10 protein-coding genes are annotated in these 14,078 nt (G+C 51.1%); 4 read left to right on the forward strand and 6 right to left on the reverse strand.

Features of this window, described 5'->3' with window-relative positions:
- Positions 1–59: 59 nt before the first annotated feature.
- A complete protein-coding gene (locus tag IQ260_RS16505) occupies positions 60–2,033 on the reverse strand; it encodes a hypothetical protein (protein ID WP_193994206.1) in 1,974 nt (657 codons plus the stop codon).
- Between the two features lie 225 nt (positions 2,034–2,258).
- The gene (locus IQ260_RS16510; RefSeq protein ID WP_193994207.1) at positions 2,259–2,603 is read right to left on the reverse strand and encodes a DUF4870 domain-containing protein; all 345 of its coding nucleotides are present in this window, start codon (positions 2,601–2,603) and stop codon (positions 2,259–2,261) included.
- A gap of 174 nt (positions 2,604–2,777) precedes the next feature.
- Between IQ260_RS16510 and IQ260_RS16515 the strand changes: the two genes are divergently transcribed.
- A complete protein-coding gene (locus tag IQ260_RS16515; protein ID WP_193994208.1) occupies positions 2,778–3,167 on the forward strand; it encodes a VOC family protein in 390 nt (129 codons plus the stop codon).
- 281 nt (positions 3,168–3,448) lie between these two features.
- Positions 3,449–4,510, forward strand: a complete 1,062-nt coding sequence (locus tag IQ260_RS16520; RefSeq protein WP_193994209.1) for a WD40 repeat domain-containing protein — start codon at positions 3,449–3,451, stop codon at positions 4,508–4,510.
- Positions 4,511–4,552: 42 nt separating this feature from the next.
- Here IQ260_RS16520 and proX read toward each other — a convergent pair whose 3' ends face one another.
- From proX to IQ260_RS16540, 4 genes are all read right to left on the reverse strand, one after another.
- On the reverse strand, positions 4,553–5,593 hold the full coding sequence (proX, locus tag IQ260_RS16525; RefSeq protein WP_193994210.1) for a glycine betaine/L-proline ABC transporter substrate-binding protein ProX: 1,041 nt from the start codon (positions 5,591–5,593) through the stop codon (positions 4,553–4,555).
- 227 nt (positions 5,594–5,820) lie between these two features.
- Positions 5,821–8,235: a CHASE2 domain-containing protein gene (locus IQ260_RS16530; protein ID WP_193994211.1), complete on the reverse strand. Its 2,415-nt coding sequence runs from the start codon at positions 8,233–8,235 to the stop codon at positions 5,821–5,823.
- A gap of 66 nt (positions 8,236–8,301) precedes the next feature.
- Positions 8,302–9,030, reverse strand: coding sequence for a DUF928 domain-containing protein (locus tag IQ260_RS16535; protein WP_193994212.1), 729 nt, complete (start codon positions 9,028–9,030; stop codon positions 8,302–8,304).
- 532 nt (positions 9,031–9,562) lie between these two features.
- Positions 9,563–12,103 carry a CHAT domain-containing protein gene (locus IQ260_RS16540; protein WP_228016182.1) on the reverse strand — a complete coding sequence of 847 codons (2,541 nt, stop codon included), beginning with the start codon at positions 12,101–12,103 and terminating at the stop codon, positions 9,563–9,565.
- Here IQ260_RS16540 and IQ260_RS31095 point away from each other — a divergent pair.
- The gene (locus IQ260_RS31095) at positions 12,093–12,269 is read left to right on the forward strand and encodes a hypothetical protein (RefSeq protein ID WP_228016183.1); all 177 of its coding nucleotides are present in this window, start codon (positions 12,093–12,095) and stop codon (positions 12,267–12,269) included. The two genes, IQ260_RS16540 and IQ260_RS31095, sit on opposite strands and share 11 nt — an antisense overlap.
- A 109-nt stretch (positions 12,270–12,378) precedes the next feature.
- Positions 12,379–14,078, forward strand: a 1,700-nt coding sequence (locus IQ260_RS16545) for a two-partner secretion domain-containing protein (protein ID WP_193994213.1), incomplete at its 3' end; no start/stop codon positions are given.

Here is a 14,078-nt window from a genome sequence, read left to right on the forward strand (position 1 = left end):
CAGTAGGGCAGTGCCAGTTTGGGCTGGCGTTCAATCCCCAGCCCAAACTGTCTAATTGCCTACTGCAGATCACCCAAAAACTGCAGGGCCTGTCCCTGATAAAAATAAGGAACTGCACTCTGGGGACGCAGATCCACAGCCACGTCAAAATCGCTCAGGGCACCCCCATAGTCTCGTACCGTCATTCTAAGCACCCCTCGATTACAGCGAGCAGCAAATAAACGAGCGTCTAATCGAATCGCATGGCCAAAGTCCTGTAGGGCTCTGGCATAGTCCCCGATTTCAACCCAAGCAACTCCACGGGAGTTGTACGCAGCCGCACTCGGGCGAATATTAATCACCTGGGTAAAGTCTTCAATCGCCCCGTTACAGTCACGAATGTCATAGCGGGTAACCCCTCGATTAAAGAAGGCTCCCGCATCGTCAGCATCAATAGCAGGATTCTCAAAACGTTGAAGCAACGGGCGAATGACCGATGGGTCAGTGGTGCGCAGCTTTAGTTTCACCGTTGGGAACAAACTAGTCTGGGTGGGTAACGCCCGCATCCCCACTAGAGCGTATTTAGCATCACACACAGCAAAGTTCTCAGTAGTGCCCAAAATCTTAAAGGAGAATAAATCTGGATATTCCTGTTTTAGAGGTAGCAATTGATTGAGAGCCTGTTTTAGGTGCTGATGTCGAGTACTATTCTCACACCAACGCTGGCTAATATTGCGCAGCAACGGATGCTCACGATGCTCTCCCTGGTGACACCAGCCCATATCGAGTCGACAGTTTCGCTCTAACAGCTGGCGAAATTGCTGTAGAAGACTGTCATCTAGCACCACACTATCAGCCCAAGGCCAAACCAGTACCAGCCGTTCACGGGTTTGGGATAGCAACTGTTCTAACGCTTGGCGACTGTTGGACATCCCTCCACTGGACATTCCTTCAGGCGAATCAAAGTCCAACAGCCAATCGCTGGCACTGTTAGCTACAGAGGTGGCTACAGTCGTTTGAAACGGTTCTAAAGTTTCGGACACCGCTTCCAATACAGCCCCCGTAATCATCCCCATTTGCTGATCGGTAGCATCTAAACGCTTTTGCAACTGGGCAACACTGGCGGCACCTGCCTGACTCGGTTCGACTGTTTCTGCCACTGCTTCTAGTATGGAGTCAGTCATACCTTCCAGATGCTGCTCTAACCGCTCCAGGCGTTGTTGGAACTGTTCTGTTCTATCCAAACTTTGGGTCTGCAGTTCCTGCAGGATCAGTTTATCGGCTGTGCTTTCCGTCAGCCGGGTCGTGAGTTCCAAAAACTCATTTCGAGATACCATCCCTGAGACGGTTTGCACCAACTTCTGTACTTCCCCTTTTAGCAACGACTGACGTTCCTCTGTAGTCAGCTGCTGTACCTGCTGCTTGAGATAGGTCAGCCTGTCATTTAGGCCGGTGTAGTTATTTTTTGCATTTGCACCCAGCGATTCTAAATGCACTTTTAGCTGCATGAGCTCTGTCTCAAGCTTAGCCACCATTGTCTCAGTCGCTTCAACACGACTCATATCCGACAACCGCTGACAGCGAGATTTAACATCTTTAAAGTCGATGGACAGTTCTGTATAGCGCTCCTGCAGCTCTACCAGATACTCGCGCAGTTCTTGTAGTTCTGGGAATTCTTTCTCATCGATCTGTGAGGTCAGTTTTTTGCGCGTATGCTCTATCACCTGGGACAGGCTCAAAATATCCTGCTTAGTTTGAGCAACCGTTGACTGCCGCATCGCGCTGAGGTGCCCATGGGTAGGCAGCTCTGTCAGCTGCTCTTGGACATCGTGTAGCCGCTTATCCAGCCTGCTATTGACCGATACCATCACCGATTGGCTTTGGGATAGCTGGGTCTGGAGCTGCCGTCGACTAATTAACCCCAACGCTGCCAACAGCGATAGCGGCGCCGCTGCCAGTAACGCCTGCTGTGTAGCCACCGAAGCGACTGCTCCAGCACCGGACCCTAAAAGCAGTGCATATTCAGTCCAATCAAACCAGCGATCTTTCTTCACAGAGTTTTGCCGAATGCATTGACGAAAAAAGCAGCCCAACAGTCTAGGCGGGCTGCTTATTCTTCTATTCATCTTGAACAATAATCTATCAGGAGATTAGTCAAGTCTTTATGTGTTATTAAACGATGAAATTATCTCAGTATTTACCCGGATACCAAAGGCAATGTTGAAGTTGTGTTCTTCCTTTTATATCAGAGTGATTGAGCCGATTCTTGAATATTGTATTTAAAGAAATCGGATAATGAATGGGTATTTAAAAGCACTATCAGGATCACGAAAGCTAGCTAAGATTGCTAAAATTGGCGTCACCCACTGAAAAATCAACAGGGGAATCACAAACAGCCAGCCGATCAGTAGCCAGCATAAGACTCCGATGATAAAGCTGTAGATCCAGATATTGAGGTGGAAGTTTAATGCCTCTTTAGAGTTTTCTTTAACGACCGGATCGTCAGAAATAATCCACAGGGCTGCCGGTATGCCAGCTGAAAATACCAGCTGACTCAGAAATATAGAGCCGTGGGAAAGAGCCGATAAAACTCTGCGCTTATCGCTGTCAAATGCTGCATCCATGATGTTTTAGTCCTTTTTTTGCTGTGATTTTATAGTAATCGACGCTTTGACTAAGACCGTTAGGGAAAACCGTAGTCGGTACCAATCAAATTATTGCCACCATTGTAATGACTAGGACTGTGTCTCACCCCACCCATCTACAATATAAAAACCGCTGTTTAAGGACAATAAACCATGGAACTAAAACGTCTGGGCCACGTTGCCATTTGCGTAAACGATATCGCAGCTGCGGCCAAGTTTTATCAAAATCTAGGGATGAACCTAGTGTGGCAGGATAGCGACTGGGCATATTTGAAAGCGGGCAACGATGGGCTAGCGCTGCTCAGCCCAGACTATGATCAAGCAGGCCCCCACTTTGGTTTTGTATTTGATCACCGGGCGGCCATTGATGAGGCTTATGCCAAGCTTAGCCAGGAAGATATCAAACTAACTGAAATTCATGAGCACCGTGATGGTACAGCATCCTTTTACGGTCGTGATCCCTTTGGTAATTGGTTTGAGTATCTTTACGAACCCAGTGAATCCAACACGACAGAGACTAAAGCCACTGAACTCGTTGCCTAATGTCCGGTAAAAAGTTGGGGATTGTTGCACCTTGGTACGAACCCATGCCAAATATAGTCGTACCTGCAAGGTGAGATGTTTACGTTTCCTCTCCACTCCTGGGATTCATCAACCCTTTGAAAAGTATGAAGAGATGACTACTGCTGTCCTGGTTCAATCCAGCTTGCGTTAGGCTGAGAAATCACTCTATCGCTTATCCGGTTACGACAGCTATTGTAATTTTATATCGTCTCAATACTCATTTGTTTCCTCACTGTTATTGAATTGCACTAAGAATAATAATGGTTCAAAAAAATCAGATTTTGGCTCCATCAATTGCTGTGGTTGCAGCAATTGGTCTGATTGGTGCCACGTTTGGAATTATCTCGGGCAGTCTGAATCGGGCATCGAATACGTCTCAACCAAGTGTTCAGGAAACCCCAGCGGTAACGCCGACACCCTCGCAGCGCTCTCTGGCCCAGCATACGGCTACTGTGCTCAGTGTCGATCTGCGGCCCGATGCTTCTCTATTGGCCAGCGGCAGCTATGATCAAACTGTTAAGCTATGGGATCTATCGGCGGGGAAAGTGCAGCGCACTCTCAACCATGCAGGCCGGGTAAATAGTGTGATATTTACCCCCGATGGACGGTATTTGATCACCGGAGGAGGAGATGGCGATATTGTTCTCTGGAATGCCGATACGGGTGTAGAAGAGCATCGGTTTTCCGGTCGTTCTGGCAGGATTTTGAGTCTAGCGGTCAATGCTGATGGCTCGCTTCTAGCCAGTGGTGGAAGTGAGGGCACCATTCGTATCTGGAATCTTGAGAAACGATTGGAAGAGTTTACCCTGTTGGAGGCTGGCGCACCGCTTAATGCCATAGCATTCTCTGCCGCTAATGCTCAACATGTTGTCAGCGGCGATAAAGATGGGGTGATTACCCTATGGGACATGGACAATAAAACATCCGTGCGCACCTATAAGTCAGGGACCGATAGAATAACAGGTGTGGCGGTTAGCTCTGATGGGGAATATATTGCCAGTAGCAGCTATGATACCGATGTCCAAATTTGGAATTTGTCGACGGGGGCTATTGAAAATACCCTAAGCGGTCACGATTTTGTGGTGGCTAATGTGGTCTTTAGTCCTGATGGTAAAACCTTGGCCAGTAGCAGTTTTGATGAAACTATTAAACTATGGGACTGGCAACAGGCTACAGAACGCTGCACCCTACGGGGACATTCTGGGTTTGTCTATGGTCTTGCCTTTAACCAACAAGGAACAATGTTAGCCAGCGGTGGCTATGATGGCCTGGTGAAAACCTGGTCTCTAGATGATCAAAAGACTGGGTGTTCACCAGGCTAATGGCGTTGTTGATTGAGACCATGAAAATGCTATGGTCTCAATTTATCTCTCGGATACCTGTTGGGCATCCTCTAGCCAGCCGTCAAACGCACCTTGGTTCTCTCGAATCCATTCCTCTGCATGGCGACGAATATCTTCAGGATTATTCTCTCCATTACGCATACGTTGATTTTGGAGGCTGACATCCATAATCGGAATATTGACTAGCTCGAACCATCGAGCAATGTCCGGATTCTCTTTTAGGAACTCACGATTTGCTAGGATGTGAATATCATTAATCTCAAACCCGAGATTTTTACCATCAACGATGGATGCATTTTCCTGGGGACCAAGGGGAGGCACATCTAACCAAACAACATCTTGATCTGGGACTAGAGCACTGCTAACCCATAGAGGTGTCCATGTGAAATAAAGCACTGGTTCACCTGCGTCGTAGCGCTCAATAATTTTCTCCATAGAGGCATTGTAATCATGGCTGTCCTGTTCTACGGTGTCGCGCAGATTGTGGTCATCTAAATGGGATTCAATCACTTCTCGACAGGCCCAGCCACGGGGACAGCCTACCAGATTAGCTTTGCCATTGCCGTCGGTGTCAAATAGTTGCGCAATTGCTGGATCCTGGAGATCGGGTAGGCCCGTAATATTTCTTTCAGCTGATGTTTTTTTATCAATGAGATATCCCTGCAGGGCACTCTCTACCACAGGCTCCAAGCGTTTGAATGAGGTGTTTCCACCGTTTTGTTCAAAGAAATCCTTGTGAATTGGGTACCAATGAACGGCTGTATAGTCCAAATAGTCACGGGCAATAGCTTGATGAATAACATCGTATTCTAGTTCGGAGCCAGAGACGGGAGTATGGCCTAACTTTTCTAGTCCGATATTAATGATTTCAGTTTGAAAAAGTTCTTCTAAGCTGGCATAGGCCGACCGAATGACTTTATCTGAACCTACTGCGATGTTTTGATTGGAACTAGCTCGACAGCCAGAAGATAAAAATAAAGCGCTCAGTGACCCCAGCAAGACAGCCCATCGCTTGATTAGATGAACAACATTGTTGGATGAATCAGGCAATGAATATCTCATAAGCAATTAATTTATGCGTTCAATAGAGTAGGCTATTAGCATCGATTCTACGCGATATTGCATGGCTAGTTTATACATCAGCTTAATGTTTATCTAATCTTGAATTTTTTGTGGGTCTCTTACGCGTGTGTGCTGATTACAGCTAGGTGAGACCGTAACAATTAATTTTCTAGTTGGATGATCGCATCCCGATATGGGTTACCATGCGGCAAATATCTTTAATCTCTTTACTGATAGCGTACTCCCAAATACTGGGATAGTTTGTCTAGCAGTTCATCTCTGCGGAAGGGTTTACTCACAAAATCATCACAGCCAGCCCCCAGGCTTAGTTCACGGTCTTTGGCAAATGCATTGGCAGTCAGCGCCACAATGGTAGGGGAGGAGACATTGGTTTCTCGACTTTTTTGCCGAATTTGGCGGGTGGCTTCCCAACCATTCATGACCGGCATTTGCATATCCATCCAAATAAAATGGGGGTGCCAGCTTTCCCACAGCTCTACGGCTTCTTGGCCATTGGCTGCTTCACGGATCTGAAATCCTAGGGATGTTAGCAGTTTGTTTAGAAGTTTTCGACTAATGGGTTCATCGTCGGCAATCAGGATGCGAAAGTTTATCTGGTCAGCAACAAGGGCTCCCACCTTCTCAACCGGAAGCATACTCTTTTGGGATGACGGTTCTAGATTGACTGGAATATCAAACTGAAATATTGTTCCTTGATACGAACCACGTTTAACAGTAATCTCTCCCCCCATTAAATTAACTAGCTGCTGACTAATGGGTAATCCTAAACCCACACCCTCTAAGGAGGTCTGACCGATTGTGCCTTGGTTAAAAATCTCAAAAAGCTGAGGGACATCCTCTGCGGCAATGCCAGGGCCTGTGTCTTCAACTTCGAAGTGCAGCATAATTTGAGCTCGATCAACCACAGTCTCTGAAAGACGTAGAACAATGCTGCCTACCTGGGTAAATTTGATGGCGTTGTCTAACAGATTAATGAGTATTTGGCGTAGTTTGCCTTCATCGGTGGTGACGAACTGACGCACATTAGAACGCCGCTCAAAATGCAGCTGCAACTCTTTTGCGTTTGCTTTTGGCTCCAGCATGCCCTGCAACAGATTTAGGAGACTGTACAGGTCTACGTTAGTTTCGTTTAGGACAACGCGATTTGCCTCTATTTTAGAAATTTCGAGAATATCGTTGATTAAATTGAGCAGATGTTCGCCACTGAGATTGATAATGTCTAGAGACTTTTGCTGTTGCTCGGTTAGGGATGGATCTTGGTCCATGAGCTGAGTAAAGCCGAGGATAGCGTTGAGAGGGGTGCGAAATTCATGGCTGATCTTGGCTAAAAACTGACTTTTGGCTTGGGACGCAGCCTCGGCTCGAATTTTATCTTTTTCTAGTTTGAGGTTTTGCTGGGCCAGCTCTATGCGATATTGTTGCAGCTTGAGGGCTTCGTAACCTGCGATCGCACTAGCAGACCCCATTAATGCCATAAAAGGAGGAACCACCGGAATCCACCATCCGCCTAAAAAGGCTAGGTAGCTACAGCCCACCAACAGCCCCCCCGCCACAATTACTGAGACAATCCAGACCACTAGACGGGTTAACAGCCGTTGACTATGGCGTTTTACCGCTAGCAACCACCAGTAGCCCACAGCCCCAACCCCGGACCAAACCAGTATCCAGGCCAGTTCCATGGGCTCAGTCCACACCCGTAGAACAGCACGACCATCGAGGGCTGCACTGATGATAGTGCTGGCTAGGTTCGCATGGATCACCATGCCTGCCGTTGCTTCCGGCGTATTGATCAGACGGCTACTGTAGGGAGTGTAGAACAGATCATTGAGGCTGGTGGCCACTCCCCCCACGATGACAATGCGATCGCGAATCTGGTCGGGTGCCACCCGATTATTTAAAACATCGGTCACCGACACTTGGGGAAAGGATTGGTCATGGCCTCGAAAGTTAATCAGAATTTGATAGCCACCGGTATTGGTGCGAATATAGCCACCGTCGTTGCGGCGCAGGGGTCTGAATCTGGCCTGCCCCAGCCGATATATTTTTCGATCCGCATCGACGATCTCTTGGGGCACGTCTTGAGTCGCCAAATACCGCACCGCTAGCTCAGCGCCCAACCCCAGCCGTAGCTGGTCATCGGTATTGGGATGGGATAACAACCCCCGACGAAACTTGCCATCGGCATCCACCAGTAAATCGGTCAAGGCCACTTGTCCCTGACGTTCTAGCTCATCCGGGGGGGCCACCGTGCGGCCAATGGCTTTTTCCACCCCAATCAGATTCGGGGTGGAGGCCATCACCTCGACCCAGTCCTGATAGCCAGGCTCTACCGGCAGATCGCGGTATAAATCTAACCCAATGACAGCTGGCTGATGCTGATTGAGGTTGCGCATCAGCTGGGCTAGGGTGGCATCGGAGAGGGGCCACTGCCCCAGGGCATTGATGTCGGCTTCTGCGATGGTGACCAGGACAATGCGGTCGTCAATGGATTCTGTTGCCCTTAGCTGAAAATACTGATCGTAGATGGCCCATTCTAATAACTGCAGTGCACCTGTATAGCGCATGGCGATCACGACGCCAGCCATAATCGGCGTTGTTAAAAGTGCAGCAATCCATCGCATTTAAGTCATCTAGGCCACTTGAGAAGTCTTGTCTGTCCGCTGTTTGGTGTTCTTGTCCTACGGGGTTTATTCGTCGTTCGATTCGTCGTTCAATAATGGCATGTTTGCGATCGCACCCAAATTTTCAGCTTGGAGGACCTCAGCCCAATTATTCTCAAGGATACTATTCTCTGGCTGGGTATGTCGCAGGTTAACCAGGGTGGCCAGCATATCATGCCAAACTCCAGAGCGCCCATAGACCGCTGATTGGGAGAACAGCGACGGTTCCTCGGTCAGCGCCTCAGACAGCGTCTCAGACAGCTCCACACGACGGATTTGGCCTCTGGCTATGGGGAGATCCGTCTGAGTAGGCTGACAGAGAAGAGCTAGGGACCAGTGATAGGTTTGCCCCACTGCCAGTTCAGGACTATCGGCTGGCAAAGCAATTTGCAGGACACCGCCAGTTTGAGGAATTGGGATCCGGCTTTGATAGAGCCCGCGCTGGTTCTCATCCCTCAATGTCAAATGGGCCTGAGGGGCCGTTGTCGGTGGCACATACACCAGCAGGGTAGGGTGAGGGGCAACGGTTAACCCTAGACCAGACTCAGGAATTAGCGCTGTCAGGGGTACACCATAGGCATCATCATGACTACACTTTGTCTCAGTAGGACGAGACGCCCCACCCCGAGAATTGTCTACCCTTTCGTCAGTGGGCGGGTCAAAGAGGACCATGAGCTTGGCATCTGCCGTAGCGCCTCCCAATCCGAGCAATAGTGTGGCCAGGAGAGGGAGATACAGACGCGGGGAAGATTTCATCAGCATCGGATACAAAAAGGGGAGATTTTCTATTATGGAAGCTGCCGTATATACATATCTAGAAGATTGAGTTGGAAAGTGGCTCTAACTCCTGCATTACCCCTCATCCTAAATCCTTCTCCCTGGGGGAGAAGGACTTTGAGTCTAGCTCCCCTTCTCCCTGGGGGAGAAGGGGTTGGGGGATGAGGGCTCGAAGCTTTGAGCTTACTCTCCGACTTGTGTATACACGGCAGATTATGGAAGGGGAGATTTTAAAGGAATATGTAGGATGGGCCAATACTCATGGTCTGAATTAGTTATCCCTCTCAATGGAAGACAGAGTGGGCACCCGGACTAAACCTTATTTAATTTTCTTGTTTAGTTCCCCAAGATTTAGAATCACTTCATAAAACCTCACGACAAACCTCAGGATCTGTTCTTTTATTTATACAGATGATGTCTGCACAGGTTGCCATAAAGCGCCTGTGCAGACATCATCTTTGGAGCTTATAAAAGCTTTATCCCTTTATCCCTTGGGCACTACAGCCAGTCGCTACAGCCAGTTGCCCACCAAAACAAACGGTGCCCAGTAGAAAGGCTGCCGATACTGGGGCTGTTTTAACAAACTCAGCTGGGCTGCCCGCAGGGCCGTCGCTTTAGTCATACCGGGGTGATCCGTTAGCTGTTGGTAAAACTCTCCCATCAGCGTGGCGGTAGATTCATCATTCACCTGCCACAGAGTAGCCAGAGTACTGCGGGCTCCAGAGCGCAGGGCAATTCCAGCCAACCCTAAGGCCGCCCGTCTGTCCCCCGTAGCCGTTTGACAGGCACTGAGCACCAAAAGTTCTAAGGGCTGCTCTGGATCTCGCCGTCTAGGCTGCAGCAGGGCATCTAGATCTTGAACATTGATGCGGCCATCCCAGGTGACTAAAAAGGTATCCTCTGCCCTAGAGCTAAACTGGCCGTGGGTGGCCAAATGCACCACTGTAAAGGGGGTTTCCCCGAGGGTGCGCTTTAGGCGCTCGGTGGTAAAGGTTTGATTGAGCAGTTGGGTGGTGGGCAGCGTAGCGGCAATTTGGCTGACTTCGGTATCCACAGCGGGCAAGGCGGCAAATCCTTGTTGAGGGACGCTCAGGCCACCGGTCAATACCTCCAGACGGTCCACATTGAGGGACTGGGGCTCTAGCAGCTGTAGCCCTGGACTAAGAGCGATGCTGTAGCGTTCGATTAAATACTGTTGTCCATCGTATAACGCCGCCATGGGTAAATTGCGCAGCACGCCATCTAAAACAAAAACCAGCGTTTGGGTATCCCCTAAAAACGCCTCTGCGGGCCGGATCAGCCAGTCATAAAGCTGCTGAGACACCTGCAGCCGATCCGCTTCAAAAAAGTGAGGATTGAGATAAAGCTGCAGCTGGGCGAGGGCGGCCTCAATGTCAGCCTGGGGCAACCGAGTTTCGTAGTGAAATAGGGGCTGCCCCGGTCGAGAAACAATCACAGCTAACCGGTCGGGCAAAATAATTGGATAAAGCACAGCGGCCGTGGCATCCACTGTGTCAATTAGCTGAGGTCGGGCCTGCAAACACGCGTGGCGAAAAAAGTTATCCAGCTCCGCCAGCTGTAGGGATTCAATCAGCTGTCTGGCCTGGTGCAGCTGGGTCTGATCCGGACGGTTATCTAATAGTAACGACACCAGCTCACGGTAAACCGGCTCCACGGTTTCGAGAAAGGAAAACTGTAGATCGGGGTTGAGGGCTACCAGCTCCTGACGCAGCGATTGCAGCGAGTTCACTGCATGACCGTAGGCTGCGATCGCAGCCTCCGTCTGCCCCTGCTGCGTTAAAATCCGCCCCAGCTGCCACTGCCAGGCCGTTTTCAAATCAGGGGCATCCAATCCTGCTGCCAGCTGCATGGCCTGGTGCGTTAACCGCTGCGCACCTTGCCATTGCTGAGCGCTCTCATAGAGATGGCCCAGCTGCCCTAGGGCAAAGGCTTCAGCCCTGGTATCCGATAAACTACGGGCCATCTGCACCGCATCGGCCAGCAGGCGGGCAATCTGAGTTTGCTGGGCCGGCTGAGCGGGTAGGCCTTGAGTCGCACGGATCCAACTATCGGCAAAATTAACTTGGGCATAAACGCTATCCCGCGACGGGGACAGAGCCTTGAGCGGTGGCAGCAGCGTCGATATGAGTGACTGAGCGGGAGCCCACTGTTCGGTTTTGACCAAAAGTTGGAGCTGATGGAGCTGAGCCTGAATCTGGGTCAGCGGCTGGACAGCGATTTCAGCTGCCCGTTGATAATGGGTCAGGGCCGCAGCGGTTTCTCCTTGAGCACTCAGGGTATCCCCCAGACTGAGCAGCGTGGCACTGGCTTGCTCCGCAAACACTGGTGTGGTTGCGGCTAGCTGCTGGGCAATGGTCAGACTTTCTGTGAGTAGGGATTGCGATCGCTCCAAAGCACCCACAGCCTGCAGGGCTGTACCCAACAGCTTGAGACTGGTGGCTTTGACGGCCAGGTCAGACTGGGCCTCGACCGCCGTATGCGACTGCTCTAATAACCGCTGAGATTGTTGATAATGGCCCAACGTTTGTAGTGCCCTGGCCTGATTGAGCTGCGCCCCCAGTTGTCCCGTGGCGTCACCCACCGACCCATAGATAGCCGCCGCCTGTTTCCAGGTCTCAATTCCCTGTTCCGGCTGTCCCAGCACCAGCTGCAGTTGACCCTGCAAATTCAGGCTGGCCCCCAGCAGCGACTCGGATTGCGAGGTCATGGCCAAAAGCGTTTGACTCTCGGTGTTGGCCTGCTGGGCTAGCTCCCATTGGCCGAGGTTGAAATAGGCAAGCGCCAGATAGTGTAGTGCCCTGGCCTGGTCTAAGGAATGGCCATGGGTCCCATAGGCTTTAGCTGCCTGCTGCCAGACATCAGCCGCCGCTGCCAGCCGTCCCGCTGCAAATAAAGCAGAGCCTTCAGCCATAAATGCATCAGGTGAATTAGGTGAATCATCCCTAACCCCACTGCGTCCCTGTTCGGCACCATGGAGCGAGACACGTATCGGGTTTAGATGGACGGGGAGAGACCTCTGGGTGCTTGCCATCCCAGGTATGCCCCAGATGACGAGCCAGCAGCTGGCCGCCATCAACATCAACAGCCAGCGCCGCCCAATATGTCGCCACCAGTTACACCACCAAGGTCGTCTGTTCAATACCCGCACCAGTCGCATCGCCATTCAGCCTCCCATGCTTTTGGGAAACGGCGTCTAAACAATTTAATTCCACTAATCTCCATAGTAATCGGGACATACATCAGGTAACTTGGGTCGTAGATATAGTTCTTATGTTCTGAACCGTCCTGCAAGCGAGGCTCCTGGCGATGTCCCGACTAGACCGGTCTAAGCTGACAGGCTGGGGAATGGCCTTGCTGCTCAGTACCCTCGCCACTAACGGGTTCTCCCCAGCTGCCCAGGCGCAGATCAGTGCTGACACCAGCTTGCCTGTTAACTCGGTCGTGCCCGATGGGTGTACGCTTTGCCCCATTACTGGGGGGACTCTGACCAGCGATCGCCAAACCCTGTTCCATAGTTTTCAACAGTTTTCAGTGCCCACGGGTGGGGCCGCTCTCTTCCAAAATGACCCGGCCTTGACCACGATCATTACCCGCATTACGGGGAATTTGCCCTCTGACATTGACGGTGCCATTACCGCCCAGGGCAACGTCGATTTATTTTTGCTTAACCCCAACGGCATAATTTTTGGTCCCAATGCCGTGCTCCAGGTGCCAGGCTCCTTTATTGCCAGCAGTGCCGATAGTGTCGTCTTTGACAACGGCGATGTTTTTAGCGCCACCCAGGCCAATGCACCGCTACTCACCGTAAGTACTCCCGTTGGGTTACAGCTGGGCGCAGCACCAGGAAATATTCGAGTGGAAGGTCTGGGCACCTTTCCCCCGACACTGCCCGGTTTATTTGTCTCCCCCGGTCAAACACTGGCGCTGGTGGGCGGAGATGTCACTGTGGCCGGGGGCACCGTGTCGGCCCCATCGGGACGATTGGAAGTGGGTAGTGCGGCGGCGGGTACGGTCAGTCTAAAACCTGTGCCTACCGGCTTCGAGCTGGAGTACCCTAACATTCCCACATTGGGCGCGATTAACCTGAGTCAGGGAGCCCTGCTGAGCACCATTGGTCCCGGTGCCGGAGACATTGATTTACAGGGACAAACGGTGCTGGTTGAGGACGGTTCTCAGGTTTTAGCAATTACCCTAGGGCCTTTGCCAGGTGGAGATTTGAGGGTCACAGCTGACTCGGTCACTGTGCAAGGCGACTCCGCTAATGGTCAGATCATTAGCCGTTTGAGTACAGATACGATTGGCGACGGCAGGGGCGGTAACCTGATCGTTAATACGAGGCAGCTGCAGGTGCGCGATCGCGGTTTACTGTCCGCCTCTGCTGGGGGCAATGGACCAGGCGGCAACCTGATGCTGCGAGCTAGCGATTCGATTGAACTCACCGGCTTAGGATTTGACACCTTACAAGGCCTGTTACTCAATGCCATTCAAGGTACGTTAGACATTTCTGCCGTCGAAAGTGGTCTCTTGGCAGGCAGCGGCGGCTCGGGGCCAGCAGGTCAATTATTAATCGATACGGCTCGACTGCGGTTGCAAGATGGGGCTATCATCTCCACGACTACCAGCGGTACCGGTGCCGGGGGTGATGCCCGAGTCACAGCTACTGAGTCGGTAGAAATTATCGGCTCGGCTCTCTTAACCGGTACTCTTCAGGGCACCACCGAGAATGCTGGCGATTTAAGCCTCAATACCCAACGTCTGCTCGTACGCGATGGCGGACTGTTACAAACATTCACCTTTGGTGCTGGCAATGGTGGCGACTTGGTGGTTAACGCCACTGAGTCGGTGGACTTGTTGGATACACCAGCGGGGGCCATTGCCCCCACGGGGATTTTTGCCAACAGTATTTTTGGCACTGGCCCAGGGGGCAAGATCGAGATTAATACGCAAGAACTCACCACAGCGGGTGGGGCGCAGATTGGCAATCAAACGGGGGCGTTGCTGGGTAC

Origin of the sequence: Leptolyngbya cf. ectocarpi LEGE 11479 (assembly GCF_015207065.1) — a bacterium.
GTDB lineage: Bacteria > Cyanobacteriota > Cyanobacteriia > Phormidesmidales > Phormidesmidaceae > Leptothoe > Leptothoe ectocarpi.